At 64.0% G+C, this 21638-nt stretch carries 21 protein-coding genes; 4 read left to right on the top strand and 17 right to left on the bottom strand.

Features of this window, described 5'->3' with window-relative positions; translation table 11 throughout:
* Positions 1-246: 246 nt before the first annotated feature.
* Positions 247-1461, top strand: a complete 1215-nt coding sequence (locus BM222_RS13120) for a YeeE/YedE family protein (RefSeq protein ID WP_092228673.1) — start codon at positions 247-249, stop codon at positions 1459-1461.
* 29 nt (positions 1462-1490) lie between these two features.
* On the opposite strand, the gene BM222_RS13115 is transcribed toward BM222_RS13120, so the two are convergent.
* The 12 genes from BM222_RS13115 to rpoZ all read right to left on the bottom strand — a co-directional run bounded on the left by BM222_RS13115 (position 1491) and on the right by rpoZ (position 14196).
* Entirely contained in the window at positions 1491-3035 is a 1545-nt protein-coding gene (locus BM222_RS13115) for a GMC family oxidoreductase (RefSeq protein ID WP_092228672.1), read from the bottom strand.
* A gap of 261 nt (positions 3036-3296) precedes the next feature.
* The gene (gene parC, locus BM222_RS13110) at positions 3297-5555 is read right to left on the bottom strand and encodes a DNA topoisomerase IV subunit A (protein WP_092228671.1); all 2259 of its coding nucleotides are present in this window, start codon (positions 5553-5555) and stop codon (positions 3297-3299) included.
* Positions 5556-5615: 60 nt separating this feature from the next.
* The gene (locus BM222_RS13105) at positions 5616-5894 is read right to left on the bottom strand and encodes a hypothetical protein (protein ID WP_092228670.1); all 279 of its coding nucleotides are present in this window, start codon (positions 5892-5894) and stop codon (positions 5616-5618) included.
* A 96-nt stretch (positions 5895-5990) separates the two neighbouring features.
* On the bottom strand, positions 5991-6743 hold the full coding sequence (recO, locus tag BM222_RS13100; protein ID WP_092228669.1) for a DNA repair protein RecO: 753 nt from the start codon (positions 6741-6743) through the stop codon (positions 5991-5993).
* A 134-nt stretch (positions 6744-6877) separates the two neighbouring features.
* A complete protein-coding gene (locus tag BM222_RS13095) occupies positions 6878-7258 on the bottom strand; it encodes a hypothetical protein (RefSeq protein WP_092228668.1) in 381 nt (126 codons plus the stop codon).
* 21 nt (positions 7259-7279) lie between these two features.
* On the bottom strand, positions 7280-8206 hold the full coding sequence (era, locus tag BM222_RS13090) for a GTPase Era (protein WP_092228667.1): 927 nt from the start codon (positions 8204-8206) through the stop codon (positions 7280-7282).
* On the bottom strand, positions 8196-9086 hold the full coding sequence (gene rnc, locus BM222_RS13085) for a ribonuclease III (protein WP_092228666.1): 891 nt from the start codon (positions 9084-9086) through the stop codon (positions 8196-8198). The genes era and rnc overlap by 11 nt, the downstream gene beginning before the upstream one ends.
* The gene (gene lepB / locus BM222_RS13080; RefSeq protein WP_092228665.1) at positions 9083-9847 is read right to left on the bottom strand and encodes a signal peptidase I; all 765 of its coding nucleotides are present in this window, start codon (positions 9845-9847) and stop codon (positions 9083-9085) included. The genes rnc and lepB overlap by 4 nt, the downstream gene beginning before the upstream one ends.
* 248 nt (positions 9848-10095) lie before the next feature.
* The gene (acpS, locus tag BM222_RS13075; RefSeq protein ID WP_092228664.1) at positions 10096-10515 is read right to left on the bottom strand and encodes a holo-ACP synthase; all 420 of its coding nucleotides are present in this window, start codon (positions 10513-10515) and stop codon (positions 10096-10098) included.
* Positions 10512-11264 carry a pyridoxine 5'-phosphate synthase gene (locus BM222_RS13070; protein ID WP_092228663.1) on the bottom strand — a complete coding sequence of 251 codons (753 nt, stop codon included), beginning with the start codon at positions 11262-11264 and terminating at the stop codon, positions 10512-10514. The genes acpS and BM222_RS13070 overlap by 4 nt, the downstream gene beginning before the upstream one ends.
* 45 nt (positions 11265-11309) lie before the next feature.
* Positions 11310-13595, bottom strand: coding sequence for a RelA/SpoT family protein (locus tag BM222_RS13065; RefSeq protein ID WP_092228662.1), 2286 nt, complete (start codon positions 13593-13595; stop codon positions 11310-11312).
* A gap of 208 nt (positions 13596-13803) precedes the next feature.
* The gene (gene rpoZ, locus BM222_RS13060; RefSeq protein WP_027522935.1) at positions 13804-14196 is read right to left on the bottom strand and encodes a DNA-directed RNA polymerase subunit omega; all 393 of its coding nucleotides are present in this window, start codon (positions 14194-14196) and stop codon (positions 13804-13806) included.
* A gap of 325 nt (positions 14197-14521) precedes the next feature.
* Here rpoZ and BM222_RS13055 point away from each other — a divergent pair, with 325 nt between their 5' ends.
* Together BM222_RS13055 and BM222_RS13050 are read left to right on the top strand one after the other, a co-directional pair.
* On the top strand, positions 14522-15166 hold the full coding sequence (locus BM222_RS13055) for a LabA-like NYN domain-containing protein (RefSeq protein WP_045008001.1): 645 nt from the start codon (positions 14522-14524) through the stop codon (positions 15164-15166).
* Positions 15147-15821, top strand: coding sequence for a uracil-DNA glycosylase (locus tag BM222_RS13050; RefSeq protein WP_092228661.1), 675 nt, complete (start codon positions 15147-15149; stop codon positions 15819-15821). The genes BM222_RS13055 and BM222_RS13050 overlap by 20 nt, the downstream gene beginning before the upstream one ends.
* Here BM222_RS13050 and BM222_RS13045 read toward each other — a convergent pair.
* The 4 genes from BM222_RS13045 to dapA all read right to left on the bottom strand — a co-directional run bounded on the left by BM222_RS13045 (position 15818) and on the right by dapA (position 18406).
* A complete protein-coding gene (locus BM222_RS13045; protein WP_092228660.1) occupies positions 15818-16399 on the bottom strand; it encodes a peroxiredoxin in 582 nt (193 codons plus the stop codon). The genes BM222_RS13050 and BM222_RS13045 overlap by 4 nt on opposite strands.
* A 108-nt stretch (positions 16400-16507) precedes the next feature.
* Positions 16508-16981, bottom strand: coding sequence for an SsrA-binding protein SmpB (smpB, locus tag BM222_RS13040; protein WP_092228818.1), 474 nt, complete (start codon positions 16979-16981; stop codon positions 16508-16510).
* Between the two features lie 70 nt (positions 16982-17051).
* Positions 17052-17465 carry a large conductance mechanosensitive channel protein MscL gene (gene mscL, locus BM222_RS13035; RefSeq protein WP_177243206.1) on the bottom strand — a complete coding sequence of 138 codons (414 nt, stop codon included), beginning with the start codon at positions 17463-17465 and terminating at the stop codon, positions 17052-17054.
* Between the two features lie 50 nt (positions 17466-17515).
* Positions 17516-18406 carry a 4-hydroxy-tetrahydrodipicolinate synthase gene (gene dapA, locus BM222_RS13030; RefSeq protein ID WP_092228658.1) on the bottom strand — a complete coding sequence of 297 codons (891 nt, stop codon included), beginning with the start codon at positions 18404-18406 and terminating at the stop codon, positions 17516-17518.
* Positions 18407-18701: 295 nt separating this feature from the next.
* Here dapA and BM222_RS13025 point away from each other — a divergent pair, with 295 nt between their 5' ends.
* Positions 18702-21062, top strand: a complete 2361-nt coding sequence (locus tag BM222_RS13025) for a lytic transglycosylase domain-containing protein (RefSeq protein WP_177243184.1) — start codon at positions 18702-18704, stop codon at positions 21060-21062.
* Between the two features lie 94 nt (positions 21063-21156).
* Here BM222_RS13025 and BM222_RS13020 read toward each other — a convergent pair whose 3' ends face one another.
* A complete protein-coding gene (locus tag BM222_RS13020) occupies positions 21157-21438 on the bottom strand; it encodes a DUF3551 domain-containing protein (RefSeq protein ID WP_092228656.1) in 282 nt (93 codons plus the stop codon).
* Positions 21439-21638 lie beyond the last annotated feature (200 nt).

Genomic DNA, 21638 nt, shown 5'->3' with positions numbered 1-21638 from the left:
TGACGAAGGCGCTTGCGCGAAACAAATCTCGGGCGAGATGCGCCGCGCGAACGCCGTCGCTCGCGCGAAACGCGCAACAGAGTGGCATCCATCATCATCCTGGCAATGGTTCGCCGCGGGGAACGCGCATCATGCGCGGTTCCTCCGTTTGATCTCGTGCAACGCAGAGAGGCGGCGATTGGAACGCGGGCTGTTCGCTCTGGTTAGCCCGCTAGCACAAGGACCGGCTTTTGCCGGAATCAGAGCATGACCGATCTGTCCATCGATGCACGCCTCCTCGCTCCAGACAACCATCGACATCGCGCAAATCTCGCGATCGTCGCACTCGCCACGGTCATTCTTCTCGCCGGCACGGTGGCCTTGTCGGCCGCGGTGTCCTGGCGGCAAGGATCGTTGCTCCTGCTCGGCGGCGCGCTCGGCCTGACGCTGTATCACGCACTGTTTGGATTCACCTCGGCCTGGCGCGTCTTCATCGTCGCGCAAAGAGGCGCGGGGCTGCGCGCGCAGATGGTCATGCTTGCGTTGGCAACAGCTCTGTTCTTCCCGGCACTGGCGCATGGGTCATTGTTCGGCCAGGCCGTTCACGGCGAACTCGGCGCCGTCGGAGTCGGTATGTTGACCGGAGCCTTCCTGTTCGGACTTGGCATGCAGCTCGGCGGCGGCTGCGCCTCGGGAACGCTGTACACCGCCGGCGGCGGCAACACCCGCATGCTGGTGACGCTCGCGGCCTTCATCGCGGGATCGACACTCGGCGCATTGCATCTGCCGTGGTGGGGCGCGCTGCCGAATATCGGGGCAGTCTCGTTGATCGAGCGGCTCGGATGGCTTCCTGCGCTCCTGCTCTGCTGGCTGATGATGGCCGCCATTTACGTCGCGACGGTCAGGGCCGAAATCCGGCGGCACGGCGAACTCGAGCCCAGAGCGCGGACCAAGCTGCGCGGCGCGCGCCGGTTCATGCAGGGGCCTTGGCCGCTTCTCGCGGGCGCGATCCTGCTCGCGATCGGCAATTTCGCCACGCTCTACCTTGCAGGGCGGCCATGGGGCATCACCTCCGCGTTCGCGCTCTGGGGATCGAAAATCCTGATGAGCCTGGGCGTCGACGTCGCATCATGGTCCTATTGGCAAGGTGCCCGCGCGGCCTCGCTCCATCAAAGCATTTTCGCTGACATCACCTCGGTCATGGATTTCGGCATCATCCTGGGGGCCTTGCTGGCGGCGGGTCTCGCCGGCAAGTTCAATCCGACCTTGCGCATTTCCGCACAGTCGCTGGTCGCCGCCGTCATCGGCGGCCTGCTGCTCGGCTATGGCGCGCGCCTCGCCTATGGCTGCAACATCGGCGCCTATTTCAGCGGGATCGCTTCGGGCAGTCTGCACGGCTGGTGCTGGCTGGTTGCTGCCTTCATCGGCAACATTCTGGGAACATACCTGCGACCGTTGTTCGGCCTGGCCGTCGAAAAATAGATTTCATCATCGCTGCGTCGGAGCGAATTCTATCGCATCATCATCCGCGCGATCGCCTCCCCGATCACCACCGTCGTGAAGTGGGTGTTGGCGCGGCAATCGGAGGGCATGATCGAGGCGTCGGCGACACGCAGGCCCGAGATGCCCTTCACCGTGCCGTCAGGATTGACCACGCCATCGGGATCATTGAGGCCGCTCATGCGGCAGCTGCCGGCGGCATGCTGGATATCGCCCGTTTCGCACCGAAGCAGCGCATCCAGCTCGTGATCCGGCAGGTGAGCCGCCTGCGGCAATGTCAGGTTGGTGTCGGTAAATCTGATCCAGTCGGCGATCCCTGCGAGCGCCGGCTGCGAGGTGATCACCGCGAGCCGCTTCACCGCATCCATCATCCGCAGCATGTCACGGGGGTCGGCGAGCATGTTCTCCTCGACGATGGGATCGATGGACGGATCGGTCGAGGCCAGCCTGAGCGTGCCACGCGAATAGGCGTTGAACAGGCCGGCGCCGATCGCCCCGGGCGTGCCGATGCCGCGATGATTGAACGCGATCAGGATCATGTCGCGCTTGCCGCCATTGCCGAGGCCGGAAGAATAGGTCACGCAGCAATTGGTGTGGCGCCTGTCCGGATCGGTCGGCCGCAGATTTTCGTGGAGCTGGATCGTGGCGCGAAACAGCGGGTGGTCGAAGAAGTGGCGGCCGACCGGCAAATCGCGCTCGACCGCAATCCCCATCGCCTTCAACTCATCCGCAGGTCCAATGCCCGAGCGCAGCAGAATCGCCGGACTGTGGATGGCGCCGGCGCAGAGCACGATCTGGCGCGCGCTGATCTCGCTGGGGCCCTGCCCCTCGGTGTGAACGCACAAGCCCGTGGCCCGGCCGTCGCTGATCAGCACGCGATCGACCAGCGTCCTGCCCCGGATTTCCAGATTGGCGCGGCCGCGCGCGGGCTCCAGATAACCTTCGTTGGTGGTGATGCGGCGGCTGTCGCGGCTGTTGATGGGATAGCAGGCGACGCCCTCACCATTGGGTCCGTTGAGGTCGGCGCACCAGGCATAGCCGCTCGCGAGTGCCGCATCGCGCAGGGCGCGATCGATCGGCCCCCATTTTTCCGGCGGCGCGCGATAGACCGGCAACGGTCCGCCGCGTCCGTGACCTGCGACATCGCCGAATTCCAGATCATCCTCGATCACCGAGAACAGCGGCATCACTTCCTTCGCCGACCAGCCGGTGCAGCCGTGGGCCGCCCATTCATCGAACGCATCGGCAACGCCGCGGATCGCGATCTGGCCGTTCATCATCGACGAGCCGCCAAGCCCCTTGCCGCGCCAGTAGAACCGCGGTTCCTGCCCTGCGACGCGGCGCGTCTGGAGATCAGGCCACTGCCATTTCTCCTGATACTCGCGCTTGTGAATGACCGGGATCGGGTTCGGCGTCCGCACTTCCCAGGGCGCCTCATGGGCGCGCCAGTCGAGACCCGCCTCCAGCAGCAGGACGCGCCGTGACGGATTCTCGGACAGCCGTGCCGCAACCGCTGCGCCAGCCGAGCCGCCACCGACAACAATGACATCGTACATCACGTGACTTCTCAACGATCGAGAAAACCGGGATGCCCGACGGTATCAGACGGAGCGGAGTGGCGGAATGCGAATTGACGAGCGGCGCTGCCGCAGTTCGTCATTGCGCGCGCAGCCAAGCAATCCACACTGCCGGCGCGGAAAGATTCTGGACTCGCTGCGCTCGCGTGACGAACTGAAACAGGTGTGCGCCACACATTCACCTGTGCCCCGGCTCAGCAACGCAAGAGCGCTGCAGCGCGTCGGGGACACAAGACTAGCCTACCCGATCACCTTGCCGAACTTGTTCGACTTCGGGAAACCCTTCGGTGGAAGGCGGCCTGCGTCGGCACGGGTGCCTTGCCACTCCGCCAGCTCCTTCATGGTCGCGGAGAATTCGCGCCCCGCCGAGTCCTTCCAGGTCAGGCCTGCCTTGGCCTCGAAGACAGCGACGTCGGACAGTCCGCCGTCCTTGTACTTCTGCAGGCGAACGCCGCGGCCACGCGCCATCTCCGGCACCTGGTCGAGCGGGAAGATCAGCATCTTGCGGTTCTCGCCGATGACCGCGACCGTGTCGCCGATCACCTCGGTGACGGCGCGCGCCTCGTTCGGCATGTCGACGTTGAGAACCTGCTTGCCCTTCTTGGTGGTGCCGACGCAGTCGTCCTCGTTGACGACAAAGCCCTGACCTTCGTGGCTCGCCACCAGGAATTTGCGACCGCCCTTGTTGACGAACAGCGCAACGGGAGCCGCCTCCTGCTCGAGGTCGATGAACAGGCGGATCGGTTCGCCGTGACCGCGGCCACCGGGCAGCTTGGCGACATCGAGCGAGTAGAACTTGCCGTTGGTCGCGAACAGCAGCAGCTTCGAGGTCGTCTCGGCGAAGAAGGCGAAGCCGAGCTTGTCGTCCTGCTTGAAGGCGAGGCCCGAGAGGTCCTCGACATGCCCCTTCATGGTGCGGATCCAGCCCTTGTCGGAGACGACGACCGTCACCGGCTCGCGCTCGACGAGGGCTTCCTCGATCGCGGCGAGATCGTGCTCAGGCGCATCGGCAAAGGTGGTGCGGCGCTTGCCGAGCGGCGTCTTCGGTCCGAACATGTCGCGGACCTTGCCGACCTGCTCGCCGACCTTCTTCCACTGCTCGGCTTCGGACGCGAGAAGGGTTTCGATGCCTTTGAGCTCCTTGCGGAGATCCCTGTCCTCGTTGCGGATCTCCATTTCCTCGAGCCTGCGTAGATTGCGCAGACGCATGTTGAGGATGGCTTCCGCCTGGATTTCGGTGAGCTTGAACGCCTTGATCAAGGCCGGCTTAGGCTCGTCCTCTGTGCGGATGATCTTGATCACCTTGTCGAGGTTCAGATAGGCGACCAGGTGACCGCCAAGGACCTCGAGGCGATGTTCGATCTGGCCTTTGCGGAAGTTGGAGCGGCGGAGGAGCACGTCGCGCAAATGGTCGAGCCATTCGCGCAGGCATTCCGCGAGCCCGACGACCTTGGGGATACGGCCCTTGATCAGCACGTTGAGGTTCAGCGGAATCTTGTTCTCGAGCTCGGTCAGCCGGAACAGCGATTCCATCATCAGCGCCGGATCGACGTTCTTCGACTTCGGCTCGATCACGATGCGGACGTCCTCGGCCGACTCGTCCCTGATGTCGCCGACCAGCGGCAGCTTCTTCTGATCGAGCAGCTCAGCGATCTTCTCGATCAGCCGCGACTTCTGCACCAGGAAAGGAATCTCGGTGACCACCACGACCCAGGTGCCACGGGCACCCTCCTCCTGCTGCCACCTCGCGCGAACGCGGAACGAGCCGCGGCCGGTCGTGTAGGCTTCAGCAATGGCCTGCTTGGAATCGACGCAGATGCCGCCGGTCGGAAAATCGGGTCCCTTGACCCATTTCATCAGCGCCTTGGACTTGGCGTCGGGCTTCTCGATCAGATGCAGCGCGGCGTCGCAGAGCTCCGCGGCGTTGTGCGGCGGGATCGAGGTTGCCATGCCGACCGCGATGCCTTGTGCGCCGTTGGCGAGCAGGTTCGGGAAGCCGCCGGGCAGCACGACCGGCTCTTTCGATTGGCCGTCGTAGTTGGCGCGAAACTCGACGCCGTCCTCGTCGATGCCCTCGAGCAGAAGCCGCGCGACGTCGGTCATGCGGGCTTCTGTGTATCGGTAGGCGGCGGGATTATCGCCGTCGATGTTGCCGAAATTGCCCTGGCCGTCGACCAGCGGATAGCGCGAAGAGAAATCCTGCGCGAGGCGCACCATGGCGTCGTAGATCGCCTGGTCGCCGTGCGGATGGAACGAGCCCATCACGTCGCCGACGATCTTGGCGGATTTTTTGAAAGCGGTGCCGGGGTCAAGCCTGAGCAGGCGCATGCCATAGAGGATGCGCCGGTGGACCGGCTTCAGGCCGTCGCGCGCGTCGGGCAGCGCGCGGTGCATGATGGTGGAGAGCGCATAAGCGAGATAGCGCTCTTCCAGCGCGTCACGCAGCGGCACCTCGTGAATTTCGGCCGGTTCTTCCGGCGGAACGATTCGTTTTCCCATGCCGCCCGGTTAAACCGTGGAAGCGAATCGGGCAAGGATCGATTGATTCCCTGTGAGTTTCTACTGCCCGGCCCAACCGGCGGTCACGGTCGGCTGGACCTTGGCTTGAGCCGTAACCGGCGTGTTGGCCAGGCAATGGCGAGCCGCCTCGATTTCGGCATCCGTGGCACCCTTGGACCTCGCCCATGCCTCTGCCGCGGCAGCCGAATATTTCGCCACATAGTACCGGACCAAAGTGCAGGATGCCCGGCGAAACACGCCGGATTGCGGCTCCCCGGCCATTGCATCAGGCGCAAAGGCAAGCAGCAGCGCGGTCAGCGCGACCCCCCTGATCAACATTTGGGCTGTCCCCGTTGTGGAACCAGCCCCACAAACGCAGACAGGGCCATTTGGTTCCCTAAGGAACCCGAGATTCGAGCGATGCAGCAGAACAGTTCATGGCGCGGGCCACGCTGCCTTGGCCTGCTGCCGCGTCAACGCGTTAATGAAACCGGCCCGCGCATCGGAATGGGTCTGCCCGCGCGGCTCCAGCACATGGCGTAGCAGAAACAGGCCGGTCAGCCGAAATCCATCCTGGAGATCCTCGTCGGTGAGATCGTTGTGCACCTCGCCGTGGCGCAGGAACGGCGGCAGCCGCAGCAGCCGGTCGCGCCACGGCTCGCCCGCGCCGCGCGACACCGCGCCGCCGGATTTTGGCGAGACATAGATCAAATCGGTGGTCTCCCCGGTCACCGCGCAATTCTCGAGTGCGAGCCCGAAGCCGAGCTCGGAGAGCATGGCCAGCTCGAAATGGATCAGGTGAACGGCTGCGCTGCCGATATCGTCGAAATCGTCGAGCGAATGCTCCAGCAGGGCAAAGATGTCCTGGTGCGGATCGCGCTCGGGGAGCAGCCGCGCAATCGAAGCCAGATGGGTGACGCCATAAACGCCGTGGGACGATCCCAGCAGCGTCGCTGCACGCAGCTTCAATCCCTCGATCGCATAGGTGCCGAGATGCTCGTCGAGCCGCGCCCGCCACACTGCGCTGACGCTATTGCCGGGCTGCAGGAGAGGCCGCAGCCGAGAGCTGGCACCGCCGCGCACCAGACCGAGATGCCGACCATGCTGGCGCGTCAAGAGCTCGACAATGGCGCTGCTCTCGCCATGCCGCCGCACGCCCAGCACGATGCCTTCGTCGGTCCATTCCATGGAGTGAAGTCTAGCGGATTCCAGCCTGAAATCGTAGGGCGGATTAGCCGAAGGCGTAATCCGCCAAGTTTCGCGCGCAATTCGAGTTGGCGGATTACGCTTCGCTAATCCACCCTACGGCACCGCGTGAAACCTTACGCGTTGAACCAGCCCTGTGCATCGCCGGTGAAGGAGAAATACAGCCCGAACGTCGTCAGCACGCAGGAGACGGTCTCGATCGCGCTGTCGAGCTCGAGGCCCCGCTCGCCTAGGATTTGCGCGAGCGAGATCACGGACAGCACGAGTGCCGCCGCCAGCACCCAGCGCGGCCAATTCTTGCGCCAATGCGCAGCCAGCCAGACCAAATAGACCAGCAGCAGGATCATCCCGCCGACGAGCAGCGTCGCCGTCATGATCATCTGCTCGGTCATCTCGATGCTGGGCGTGCGGTCCTGCACCGCCACCGAGAGCGCATCCAGCATCAGCGAGGCATAGAGCAGCGCTTCGAAACGCTGGACGTTGCGGGGCACCATCATCGGCGACTGATCTTTTCTTGGCTATTCCCTGGGAAATTCCAGGCCCATCTCGCGGTAGCGATCGGGATCGTCACCCCAGTTCTCGCGCACCTTCACGAACAGGAACAGATGCACCGGCACGTCAAGGATCTGCATCAGCTCCTTCCGCGAGTCCGCACCGATCGACTTGATGGTGGCGCCGCCCTTGCCGAGCACGATCTTGCGCTGACTTTCCCGCTCCACGAAAATCGTCTGCTCGATCCGCACCGACTTGTCCTTGCGCTCCTCCCACTTGTCGGTCTCGACCGTGGACTGGTAGGGCAATTCCTGGTGCAGCTTCTGATAGATCTTTTCGCGCGTGATTTCGGCCGCCAGCTGCCGCATCGGCGCATCCGACATCTGGTCCTCGGGATAGAGGTATGGCCCCGCCGGCACCATCTCGGCAAGCGTCGTGCGGATATCGTCGACACCGTCGCCAGAAATCGCGGCGATCATGAAGGTTCTCGCGAACTTCATACGCTCGTTGGCGGCCTGTGCCAGCGCCAGCAGCTTCTCGCGCTGGACCAGGTCGACCTTGTTGATGACCAGGATCTTGTCGTGATTGACGCTCGCGGCCTTGCTGAGGATCGCCTCGGCCTCTTCGTCGATCCCGGTCTTGGCGTCCAGCAACACGCAGACGAGATCGGCATCATGCGCCCCGCTCCAGGCGGTCGAGACCATTGCCCGGTCGAGCCGGCGCTTGGGCAGGAAGATGCCGGGGGTGTCGACCAGAATGATCTGGGCGTTGTTCTCGATCACGATGCCGCGGATCAGCGCGCGCGTGGTCTGCACCTTGCGCGAGACGATGGTGACCTTGGCCCCGACCAGCGCATTGACCAGCGTGGACTTGCCGACATTCGGCGCGCCGATCAGCGCGACAAAACCGCAGCGTGTAGCAGGGGGCACCTCGCCGCTTGTTTCAGCCGTCATTGCCGCCGCCAACACCTTCACGTTCAATCATCACTGATGCCGCCACCTTCTCCGCCGCCCGCTTGCTGCCGCCAATCCCTTCGGCCGGCGCGAGCCCCGGCAGTTCCACCGCGACCCGGAATTGCGGATCGTGATGCGGGCCGGTGCGCTCGACCTCGCGATAGACGGGCGTCGGCAATCCCTTCCCCTGCGCCCATTCCTGGAGCACGGTCTTGGGATCGCGTAAGGGCCGCCGCGGCTTGTGCATGCGCTCGGTCCAGTTGCGCTTGACGAACTCGTCCGCCGCAGCATGACCGCCGTCGAGGAAGATCGCGCCGATCACGGCTTCGCAGATGTCGCCCAGGATGGATTTGCGCAGGCGGGCATCGGCGCTGGAGCCGACCGAGCCGAGCTTGATGTCGTCGAGCAGACCGAGCGACTTGGCGACGTCGGCGCAGCTTTCCTTACGCACGAGCTCGGCAAGCCGCTTGGACAACTCGCCCTCATCGGCGTTGGGGAAGGCATGGTAGAGCATGTCGGAGACGACGAGCCCGAGCACGTGATCGCCGAGGAATTCCAGCCGCTGATAGCTGTCGCCGCGCTTGCGACCCGACTTCAGCGCCGAGACGTGCGTGATCGCCTGCATCAGCAGGTTCGGGTCCGTGAAGCTGTGGCCGATGCGCGCCTCGAGTGCCGCGTTGGCGTCGGCCGCCGCCTTCGCCTTGGCCTTGCTGCTGCGCGTCCGCTTTTTCTTGGCAGGAGCCTTCGTTTCAGCAGCTTTGGCTTCGGGAGCCCTGGTTTCAGGAGCCCTGCTCGCAAGCGTCTTGGTTGCAGCTTCGCCCTCGGGAGCGGCTTGCGCGTCGATCGATTGGGTCGCGATGTCCTTGGCTTCGTCTTTCATCGGACGATTTTGAAGAACCGGTTCCAGCGCACCGACCATGGCCAGCGCCAGAACATCCAGGCCTGCTCGCCCTCGCCGATGGAGAAGAAGATCATCTGCGCGCGGCCGATCAGGTTTTCCGCGGGCACGTAGCCGACCTGACCGAGGAAGCGGCTGTCGGTGGAATTGTCGCGGTTGTCGCCCATCATGAAGAAATGGCCTGGTGGCACGGTGTAGACGTTGGTGTTGTCCATGTAGCCGTTGTCGGCGCAATCGAGCGTCTCGTAGGAGACCCCGTTCGGCAATGTTTCCTTCCAGCGCTTCACGCGCGAGATGCCGCCGCCCTCGGAGCCGCACGGGTCCTCGCCGACGAATTCGCTCATGCGCTGGCGTTCGACCGGGGTGTCGTTGATGTAGAGCAGACCGTCCTTCATCTGGATGCGGTCGCCGGGAAGGCCGATCACGCGCTTGATGTAGTCGGTGGTGTCGTCCTTGGGCAGCCGGAACACGACGATGTCACCGCGCTTCGGATCCGAGCCCCAGATCCGTCCCGAGAACAGTGGCGGCGAGAACGGGATCGAGTAGTGGCTGTAGCCGTAGGAATATTTCGACACGAACAGATAGTCGCCGACGAGCAGCGTCGCCTTCATCGACCCGGACGGGATGTTGAACGGCTGGAATAGGAAGGTGCGGATCACCAGCGCGATCAGGAGCGCGTGGATCACGACCCGGATCGTTTCGCCGACGCCGCTCTCAGTTTTCGTTCCTGACGTCACGCTCATTGCTCTCTCAATTCCGGCCGGCGATCACAGAACGCCCTCCTCCCGCGAACGGCCCACCGGTTCGCGGCCCAGGGAGATTGTCCTGATTCTGATAATGAGGGCCAATTCTGGCGTAAAGCCGAATTCGCCCAGCGTGATTTGCATTGGCGGACTTTTAGACGGTTGTCGGAGGCCACGCAATCAAGGATCGCATCAAAAACAAATAAGGCGTTGAAATTTAATAAGAATTATAAATTGACGACAACCCCTCAGGGCTTCGCCAGCGGGACGGCGGAAATGATCACGAAGGCCTGCGCCAACGGCCAATCATCGGTGATCGACAGATCGATCTGAGCCTCGAAGCCATCAGGCGTCAGGGCCTGGAGCCTGGCCAGCGCCCCCCCGGTCAGCCGCATGGAAGGCCGTCCCCCCGGCAGATTGACCACCCCCATGTCGCGCCACCAGACGCCCTGCCGGATGCCGGTGCCGAGCGCCTTGGAGCAAGCCTCCTTGGCGGCAAAGCGCTTGGCATAGGTCGCCACCACCATCTTCTCGTTCTTGGCCCGCCGCTCCGCCTTGGCCCGCTCGGCCGCCGTGAAGATGCGGTCGAGGAAACGCTCGCCGTGACGCTCGATCACCTTTGCCACCCGAGTGATATCGATCAGGTCGGAGCCGATGCCGATGATCATGCCCGGCTCCGGCCGCGATCCATCGCTGCGCGCATTTTGCGCACCGTCTCGGCAAGCCCGACGAACAGGGCTTCGCCGATCATGTAGTAGCCGATGTTGAGTTCCTTGATCTCAGGCAGCACGGCGATCTTCTCCGCCGTGGCGTAGTCGAGCCCGTGACCGGCGTGGACCTCCAATCCCGCATCCTTCGCGACCTTGGCGCCCGCCACGATCCGCTGCCACTCGGCTTCGGCCTTGTCGGCACGGCCGTCGACCACGGCGTCACACCAGGCGCCGGTATGGATCTCGATCACGGGCGCGCGCAACTGCGCGGCCATCGCGATCTGCGCGGGGTCCGCCGCGATGAACAGCGAGACGCGGATGCCGGCATCGGTGAGCCGCGCGATATAGGGCGCGAGCGCATTGCGCTGGCCGACGACGTCGAGCCCACCCTCGGTCGTCACCTCCTGGCGCCGTTCCGGCACCAGGCACACCGCATGCGGTTTGGTCGCGAGCGAGATGCTCATCATGTCATCCGTGGCCGCCATCTCGAAATTCAGCGGCTTGGAAATCTCGGCCTTCAGCCGCGCCATGTCCTCGTCACGAATGTGCCGGCGGTCCTCGCGCAAATGCGCGGTGATGCCGTCGGCGCCGGCCTCGATCGCAAGCAGCGCAGCACGGACGGGGTCGGGATGGCGGCCGCCGCGTGCGTTACGGACGGTCGCGACGTGGTCGATATTGACGCCGAGGCGGAGCGGGGATGCAGGCATTTCAGGACTCGCGAGATCGGAGAAACAGGCAAACGCAACGGGCGCCTATCCATTAACACGTTCGACCTTGGCGACGACCGCTTTTGCGCGAAGCTGCGCCAGGATCGCGCTCAGATGCTTGAGATCGTAGACTTCGAGATCAATCGTCGTCTCCGTGAAGTCGGGTGAGCGGCGCTGCATGCTGATGTTGTCGATATTGCCGTCATGCTCGGCGATCACGGTCGCGATCTGCGCCAGCGCGCCGGGCTCGTTGACGTTCTCGACCTTGATGCGCGCCGGGAAACGCTGCGGCGCGGAGTCCTCGATGTCCCAGCGGACGTCGAGCCAGCGCTCCGGCTCCTCCTCGAAATCCTTCAAGGCCGGCGACTGGATCGGATAGATCGTGATCCCCTCACCCGGCGTGACGATGCCGACGATGCGGTCGCCCGGCACGGCGCCGCCGTTCGGCGCGAACTTCACCGGCAGATCGGAGTTGTTGCCGCCGATCGGGATCGCAACCGGGCTACGCGACCGCTCGAGCACCTTCTCCTTGAGCTTGGCGGCGAACCCCTTCTTGATGCCGTAGCGCGCGACGCGCTCCTCCTTGTAGTCGGGATACATCGCGCGCGCCACGTGGGAGGCCTTGATCTCGCCGCGGCCGACGGCCGCCATGACGTCCTCGATCGATGTGCGCGCAAGCCGCGGAAGCGCGCCCTTGAGCTTGTCGTCGGCGTATTCGATCTTGGCGCGCTCGAACAGGCGCTCGACGATACGCCGGCCAAGACCGGCATATTGATCGCGCACCGCGGTGCGCGTTGCGCGCCGGATCGCGGCGCGCGCCTTGCCGGTGACCGCCAGCGTTTCCCAGGCCGAGGGCGGCGCCGACTGCGCTTCCGAGGTCAGCACCTCGACCTCGTCTCCATTCTGAAGCTCCGAGGACAGCGGGGCGAACTGGCCGTTGATCTTGCAGCCCACCGCGCTGTTGCCGACGTCGGTATGCACGGCATAGGCGAAGTCGATCACATTGGCATGGCGCGGCAGCGCGATGAGCTTGCCCTTCGGGGTGAAGCAGAACACCTGGTCGTGGAACAGCTCGAGCTTGGTGTGCTCGAGGAATTCCTCGGGGTTGGCGCTCTCCGAGAGAATGCCGATGGTGTGGCGCAGCCAGGCGAACGCGTTCGATTCGCGCTTGAGGAATTCGGTCGGCGAGCCCACACCCTCCTTGTAGAAGACGTGCGCTGCGATGCCGCGCTCGGCGATCTGGTCCATGGCCTCGGTGCGAATCTGGAGCTCGACGCGCTGGTTGCCGGGACCGATCACCGTGGTGTGGATCGAGCGATAGTCGTTCTGCTTCGGCGTCGAAATGTAATCCTTGAACCGTCCCGGCACGACCGGCCAGGTGGTGTGGACGATGCCGAGCGCGCGATAGCAGGCCTCGATGTCGTTGACCACGACGCGGAAGCCGAAAATGTCGGACAATTGCTCGAAGCCCACCGACTTGCGCTCCATCTTGGTCCAGATGGAGAACGGCTTCTTGCGGCGGCCATAGACCCGGGCGCCGAGACCCCGGTGGCGCAGATTGTTGGAGAGCTGGTCCTCGATCTCGCCGATCAGATTGCGGTTGCGCTCGGCGAGCGCGTCGAGCCGCTGCATCACCACCGAATAGGCGTCGGGATCGAGAGTGCGAAAGGACAAATCCTCCAGCTCCTCGCGCATTTCCTGCATGCCCATGCGCCCGGCCAGCGGCGCATAGATGTCGAGCGTCTCCTCGGCAATGCGCCGCCGCGATTCCGTGGGCACGAAATCGAGCGTGCGCATGTTGTGCAGGCGGTCGGCCAGCTTGACCAGGAGCACGCGGACATCGTCGGCAATCGCCAGCAGCAATTTGCGCAGGTTCTCGGCCTGCTTGGCTTCGCGTGACACCAACTCCAAGCGTTTCAGCTTGGTCAGGCCTTCCACCAGCGCGCCGATCTCGGGACCAAAGAGCTGGTCGATCTCGGCACGCGTCGCCTCGGTGTCCTCGATGGTGTCGTGCAGCAGGGCGGCGACGATGGTCGCATCGTCGAGCTTCAGGTCGGTGAGAATCGCCGCCACTTCGAGCGGGTGCGAAAAATACGGATCGCCGGAGGCGCGGGTCTGCGAACCGTGCGCCTTCATGGCGTAGACATAGGCGCGGTTCAGCAGGTCTTCATTGGTGTTCGGATTGTAGGACCGGACGCGCTCGACGAGGTCATACTGACGCATCATCCGCGCGCGCGGCTTCGCTGGCCGTGCCACCGGCGCAGTCGGGGCCACGGCAACCGATTCGGTTGCGGCCTGCATCTGCGTGGATCTGCGGCGTCGATACACCATTCCGTCCTACCTTCGAACGGACCACGAAACAGCCCGTTGTACATCCTAAGCTCCGATCGCGGGCACGGCCGATCAATTCGGTGACAGGCGCGCGGTGCGGTCGGGCAACGCTATGGTAACCACGAAAACGTCAACAAAAGCAAAGGCCCGAACGCGGGTTCGGGCCTTTGATAAGATCACAAGAAGTCGACGATCGCGAGTAAGACGATTACTCGTCCTCCTCGGGCTGCTCTTCCGGCGGCGCGAGGCCCTCGAGGCCCTTCAGGAGCTCCTCTTCGGTCATGCGCTCCACGGCAACTTCGGTGTCGTCCGCATCGACGCTGGCGCCGGCGGAGCCGATCAGCGGAACCGTATCCGGCTCGGGCTCGTCGACCTCGACGAACTTCTGGAGGGAGTGCACCAGCTCCTCGCGGAGATCCTCCGGCGAGATGGTCTGGTCGGCAATTTCACGCAAGGATACAACAGGGTTCTTGTCGTTATCTCGGTCAACCGTTAGTTGTGAACCGGACGAAATCATGCGGGCGCGGTGGGCCGCCAGCAGGACCAGGTCAAAGCGGTTGTCGACCTTGTCGATACAATCTTCTACGGTGACGCGAGCCATAGACTGTCGCTCCGTTGTGGGTGGGACGAAATATGTGGATGATTGGCGCTAGTTATAGGGGCCGGGCAGGTTTCGCAAGGCCAAATTGTGATTTGGCCTCGCCAAACGGCTCTGCTACCCCCACATTGGGGGGCTGAGACTGGTGGTCCCGGGCTGCTGTCGAGGCGGCGCCGGTGTACAAGAGTCCGCCATAACTATACCTTGATTGCCCTGACTTCTCCGGATTTGCGGTTTCGACGGGTTTCGGCAGGACTTTGAACTGCGCGGCTTGCTGCCGCTGCGCCAACAATAACGCATGATCACGAACACTACGCGAGCAAACTGAATGTCACCTTCCTCCACCGACAAGATCGCGCTCTTCATCGACGGGGCCAATCTTTACGCGACGGCGAAAACTCTCGGCTTCGACATCGATTACAAGCGCCTTCTGAAGGAATTTCAGAGCCGCGGAACCCTGCTGCGGGCGTTCTACTACACAGCGATCATCGAGGATCAGGAGTATTCCTCGATCCGTCCCCTGATCGACTGGCTCGACTACAACGGCTACACCGTCGTCACCAAGGCGACCAAGGAGTTCATCGACGCTTCCGGCCGCCGCAAGGTCAAGGGCAACATGGACATCGAGCTCGCCGTCGACGCGATGGAGCTCGCCGAGCACATTGACCAGATGGTGCTGTTCTCGGGTGACGGTGACTTCCGCTCGCTGGTCGAGGCCGTGCAGCGCCGCGGCGTGCGGGTCACGGTGATCTCCACCATCGCCAGCCAGCCGCCCATGATCGCCGACGAGCTGCGCCGCCAGGCCGACGTCTTTACCGACCTCGTCGAGCTGCAGTCCAAGCTTGGCCGCGATCCGTCCGAGCGTCCTGCCCCGCGCGACCGCGGCGAGCGCGAGGCGCGCCATCACGCCCCCCAGTTCCTCCAGCGCGCGACCACGATGGCGCCGAGGGGCGATGACGACTTCGAGGAGTGAGGCGGCCCGGTCAAGCCTCCAGGTCCCCAACCTCGTCCCCGACCGTGATTGTCCGCTCTGCCCGCGCCTCGTCGCTTTTCGCGAGGCGAACCGCGCACGGGAGCCGTTGTGGCACAATGCCCCGGTCCCACCTTTCGGCGACATCAAGGCGCGCTTGCTGATCGTCGGCCTCGCGCCGGGCATGCAGGGCGCCAACCGCACCGGCCGGCCGTTCACTGGCGACTATGCCGGCGACCTGCTCTACGCCACGCTGCTCGAATACGGCTTCGCCAAGGGCAGTTATCAGGCCCGGCCCGACGACGGCCTCAAGCTGGTCGACTGCCGGATCGCCAATGCCGTGCATTGCGTTCCACCGCAGAACAAGCCGCTGCCGGTGGAGATCAACACCTGCCGGCAGTTTCTCGTCGCCAATCTCGGCACGATGCCGAAGCTGCGCGCGATCATCGCGCTCGGGCGGATTGCGCACGACAGCGTGCTCAAGCCGCTGAAGCTGAAAGCCTCGCAGGCGCCCTTCGGCCATGGCGCAGTGCATCAGGCGGGCGCATTCAAGCTCTACGACAGCTATCACTGCTCCCGCTACAACACGAACACAGGCGTGCTGACGCCGGACATGTTCCGCAGCGTGTTCGCTAGGGTGAAGGCCGACCTCGACTAGGCTTTGGCGGGATGGGCCTTCAGCCAGTCCAGCACGTCACCGGCGTTCCGGTCGGGCGGGAACACCGGATAGAACACGTGGGTGATCTTTGCGTCGTCCACGATCAGGGCGAGGCGCTTGATCAGCGTCAGGCCCGCAACCTCCATCGTCGGCAGATTGAGGGCCCGCGTGAAGGCCAGCTTCTCGTCCGAGAGCACCGGGAACGGCAGATGCAGCCGCGACGCCATCTCGGTCTGGTATTCGTTGCTCTGGGTCGAGAGGCCAAACACCTGGGCAGCGCCGGCGGCCTTCAGCTCGGCAAACAAGTCGCGAAACGCGCATGTCTGCGGGGTACATCCTCGCGCGCCCGGGATCATGTCCCAGTCGTCGACCAGGGCGATCTTGCCGGGCTCGCCGGTGCGCGGATAGGCGAACACCACGGTGCGGCCCGATAGCGCGGATAGATCGACCGAATTGTCATCGGTCGCACGCAGGCTGATCGCAGGCAGTATCAGGCCTTTCAAATGCGCGGCACCGCCATCGTCCGCGGGTGCGGGTATCTGGCTCCAATCGACGTCGGTCAGGCTAGGTTGAGCCATGTCACGCTCCCTGAGGCTGCGAACAGCGAGTGGCGAATAGCGACTGGCTAACGGGCTGAAAAGCGCTTCGCCCGATGCGCCACTCGCCATTTCCTGCTCGCCCTGAAATCATCCCCTCGCCCGCATCAGCCGGCCCTTCTCCCGGCTCCAGTCGCGCTTCTTCTCGCTCTCGCGCTTGTCGTGCAGCTTCTTGCCCTTTGCGATCGCGAGCTGCAATTTGGCGCGCCCCCGCTCGTTGAAGTAAAGCTTGAGCGGGATCAGCGTCATGCCCTCGCGGTCGACCGCGCCCATCAGCTTGTTGATCTGGCGGCGGTGCAGCAGCAGCTTTCGCGGTCGCTTGGGCTCGTGGTTGAAGCGGTTGCCCTGGAGATATTCGGGGATGGTGGCGTTGATGAGCCAGATCTCGCCATCCTTGGAATCGGCATAGGACTCCGCAATCGTGCTCTTGCCGTTGCGGATCGACTTCACCTCGGTGCCGGTCAGCGCGATGCCCGCCTCGACCGTATCCTCGATCGCGTAGTTGAAGCGGGCCTTGCGATTTTCCGCCATGACCTTGATCGGACGTTCGTTCTTATCGGCCATGACGAAAACCTGGACAACAAACCTGAGAAAGATGCGCAGCGACGCTAACAAATCGGATGAAGCACGCGCGTCACTTCTTGAGGAGATCGCGGATCTCGGTGAGCAGAACCACCTCCTCCGACGGCTTCGGCGGCTCCGCGGGCTTGGTCGCTTCCTTGCGCTTCAACGTATTTATGGCGCGAATGACCAGGAAAAGCACGAAGGCGATGATGATGAAGTTGATCGTCAGCGTCAGGAAGTTGCCGTAAGCAAGCACGGCGCCTTGCTTTTTCGCATCCGCCAGGTTGGTGGCGGTCACCGCCTTCGACAAGGGGACGTAGTAGTTCGAAAAGTCGAGGCCGCCGGTCGCGGCGCCGATGACCGGCATGATGATGTCACCGACCAGCGAGGTGACGATAGCGCCGAAGGCCGCGCCGATGATCACGCCGACTGCGAGGTCGACGACGTTGCCTTTCATGGCGAACTCACGGAACTCCGTGAGCATCTTCCTACCCTTCTCGTCGACGCTCATGAACGACCCTCCGTTTGGCTGAATCAGTTGATCAAGCCGGCGTGCACCATGGCGCTGCGCACCGCAGCGCGGGTCGGCTCGGAGACCGGAACCATCGGCAACCGCAGCGTCTCGTCGAACTTGCCGAGCAGCGACATCGCGTACTTGACGGGCGCCGGATTGCTCTCGATGAAGAGGTTGTTGTGCAGCGGCATCAGCTTGTCGTGGATCGCGAGCGCAGCCTTGGCGTCGCCCTTGGCCCAGGCGGCATGGAACTCGGCGCACAGGCGCGGCGCAACGTTCGAGGTCACCGAGATGCAGCCATGGCCACCATGCGCCATGTAGCCGATGATGGTGGCATCCTCGCCGGAGAGCTGGTTGAAGTCCTCGCCGAGTGCCGCGCGCTGCTGCGATACGCGCACCATGCTGGCGGTGGCGTCCTTGACGCCGGCAATGTTCTTCAGCTCCCATAGCCGCTTCATGGTGTCGACCGACATGTCGATCACCGATCGCGGCGGGATGTTGTAGATGATGATCGGAATCCCGATCGCATCGTTGATCGCCTTGAAGTGCTGGTACATGCCTTCCTGGGTCGGCTTGTTGTAGTAGGGCGTCACCACCAGGACAGCGTTGGCGCCCGCCTTTTCGGCATGCTGGGCAAGCTCGACCGCTTCCTTGGTGGAATTGGAGCCGGCGCCGGCGATGACGGGCACGCGGCCCTTGGCCTCCTCGATGCACCATTCGACGACCTTCTTGTGCTCATCGTGGGAGAGCGTCGGGCTCTCGCCGGTGGTGCCGACCGGGACCAGGCCGTTGGTGCCCTCGGAGATCTGCCAGTTGACCAGGGAGCGGAACGCAGCCTCGTCCAGCGAGCCATTTTTGAACGGCGTGACCAAGGCGGTGAACGACCCCCGGAATTTCGTCTTGGCTGCCATGGACTTCCTCCGTACGCGGCGAGATTTAGAGCAAGCCTCTTTCATATCGGGTCTCCCCGGCCGGTAAAAGGGCCGCATCCGCGTGACGCACGGTTTAAGCCGCGATTTTGCCGCGGTGGTGGTGCAAACCCGGCGACGGTAAGGGGCTGTTGGTATTTTGTCCGCATATTCAATCAAATACAGCCAGATCTTGTACAGATAGGTCTTGAGCCAATTGACTGATTCGGGGCGACGAACCGCCGTGACCTCCTTTCCTCGTGTTGCATGGCGATCTGCCGGTCTGGCCATGTGCCTGATGGCCAGCCTGTCGATCGGGTGTGTCGCCTTGGCCAAGTCCAGTGAGACAACGGAGGACGCCGCCAAGGAACCCGCTAGGGAACCCGCGAAGCCAGCGGCCAAAGGAACCGCGAAGCCGGCCGCCAAGCAGCCCGCGAAGGATACGACGAAGGGATCGGCCAAAGAGACAGCCAAGGGCGGAAGCAAGCCAGCAGCTTCCGCTCCCGCCAAGAACGCGGCGAAGAAGCCTGCCAGCAAGGACGCGGCGAAGGACAAGCCGAAACCTGCCGCCGCCGCTGGGGCGCCAAAATCACGACCGGCCGCGGACGCGCCGGCGGTGACAGCCACCGTCAGACCCTCCGCGCCGGGCCCAGCCTCCGCCAGACCTGTCGCGACGCCCGTGCTGGCGCCTGCGACCCGCCAACACGCCGCCCCCCGCAAGCCGGTTACGCCAGCCGCGGTCGCTGCGACCTCATCGACGTCGCAAGCCGACAAGGAGACGCTGGAGAACGTCATCGAGCTGGTGCGCAGGCGTAAGCCGGGCGAAGCCACCAGTTACGCAGATTCGATCTCCGATCCGGTCGCGCGAAAGCTCGCGGAATGGATCATCCTGCGCAGCGAGGACAATGGTGCCAGCGTTGAGCGCTACCGCGCCTTCCTCTCCGCCAATCCGAGCTGGCCGTCGCAGACCTTCCTGCGCCGGCGGCTCGAAGCCGCGATGTGGGATGACAAGCGCGACGATTCCGTTGGCTGGTCGTGGTTTGAGAACGAATCCCCCGTTTCGGCCAAAGGCCGCTTCGTGCTGGCCAAGGCCATGCTGGCGCGCGGCGACCGAGCCAATGCCGAACGGCTGGTGCGCGAGGCCTGGCGCAGCGATCCGATGTCGGAGGAGACCGAGAACAACGCGCTCGATCAGTTCGGCGCCCTGCTGACGCCGGGCGACCAGAAGGCGCGGATGGACACGCTGCTCTACGGCAGTGAGCACGAGGCGGCGCTGCGCGCGGCAAAACGGCTTGGCGCCGGCTATGTCGCCCTCGCCAAGGCCCGTATCGCCTCCTTCAAGAAGGCGCCGAACACGCGCGCGCTGCTCGAAGAGGTGCCGCGCGAGCTGCACAGCGATCCCGGCTTCATCTTCAGCAAGATCCAGCTGCTGCGCCGCGAGGAGAAGTTTCCCGAAGCTGCTCAACTGATGCTGTCGGCGCCGAAGGATCCGAACCGGCTCTACAATCTCGATGAATGGTGGATCGAGCGGCGCCTCCTGGCTCGCAAGATGATCGACACCGAGGACTTCCGCAGCGCCTATCTGATCGCGCGCGACGGGGCCCTGCCCTCGCGCGATATCTACAAGACCGAGCAGGAATTCACGGCGGGCTGGATCGCACTGCGCTTCCTCAACGATCCCGCGGCGGCCAGCCAGCACTTTGCCCGCATCGGCGTCGGCAGCGTCAATCCGACCACGCTGGCGCGTGCCGGTTACTGGCAGGGCCGCGCGGCGGAGGCTGCCGGACGTCAGCAGGAAGCGCGCAACGCCTATGCCCGCGCCGCCGAGCAATCGACCAGCTATTACGGCCAGCTGGCACGCGCCAAGCTCGGCCTGCCGCAGATCGAGCTCAACAGCCAGCCGCGCAGCCGCGGCGCCGGTCGGCTCGAGATCGTGCGGGCCGCGCAATTGCTCTACGAGCTCGATGAACGCGAGCTGACGGTGCCGCTGCTCGCCGACATGGGCGAGAACGGCGATCCCGAGGCTCTGGCCGGCCTCGGCGAGCTGGCCCAGCGCTATGGCGACGCGCGCGGCATGCTGCTGGTCGGGAAAGCCGCACTCAATCGTGGCCTGCCGTTCGATTTCTACGCCTACCCCGTCAACGGCATTCCGCAGTTTTCACAGATTGGACCCGAGGTCGAACGCAGCATCGTCTACGCGATCGCGCGGCAGGAGAGCGCGTTCAACCCCGCCGTGGTCTCCCCTGCCCAGGCCTACGGTTTGATGCAGGTGACACCGGACGCGGCGCGCTATGTCTGCAAGCGGCACGGCGCGACTTACGACCTGTCGCGGCTAAAGAACGATTCCTCGTACAATGCCACGCTCGGTGCGGCCGAACTCGGCGGCCTGCTTGAGGACTATCGCGGCTCCTACATCATGACGTTTGCCGCCTACAATGCCGGGCGCGGCAGCGTGAAGAAGTGGATCGACCGCTACGGTGACCCGCGTGACGCCAGGGTCGACGCGGTCGATTGGGTCGAGCTGATTCCCTTCTCTGAAACCCGCAACTACGTGCAGCGGATCATGGAGAATCTCCAGGTCTACCGCGCCCGCTTCGGCGGCGGCACGCGGTTGCAGATCGAGGCCGATTTGCACCGTGGTGCTGGCAGCGTGGAATAGCGGCGCTCCACGAAAGCGTCGCTCCCCTCCAAGCGCGCATAAGCTTACGCGACAGCCGCAGCGCCGGTCCCCATCAGGGACACGGTTTCGATGTTCACCACGTGCTGGCCGGAGCGGCCCGGCCACGAGGTGCGCGGACGGGGCCGGCTGAACCCGGCTGGGACCAATATGGGTTGACCATGCACATTGCGGGCAAGCCGACCGCAGCGTCTTTACATGCTTGCCAGGAAGCGTAGCTGCAGTAGATCGTGCTGCTGCCGCCCCACTCCCATCTTTGCAGGCATACAGGGTAATTGGGATCGTACCGTTGGGCCGATGCTGGCGCGATAGCGAGGATTGTAGCGCCAGCGATGATGCTGGCCCCAATCGCGTCCATCGCCGCCCGCCTCCGAAATATCCGACTGTTCACGATTGAATACTCCCGCACCGCCTCTTCCGGGAGGCGAAGCCCATTCTTTCAGGACAGCATACGTCGGATCACCAACAAAGAAAAACCCCGGCAGTTTCCTGCCGGGGCTCTCCAATCAATCGGATGATTGATCTTAGAAGTTGCGCTGAGCGCGGAGCATCATGGTC

The sequence above is a fragment of the Bradyrhizobium sp. Gha genome (assembly GCF_900113735.1).
In the GTDB taxonomy this organism is placed as follows: Bacteria; Pseudomonadota; Alphaproteobacteria; order Rhizobiales; family Xanthobacteraceae; genus Bradyrhizobium.
This window is presented reverse-complemented; position numbering and strand designations above follow the sequence as displayed.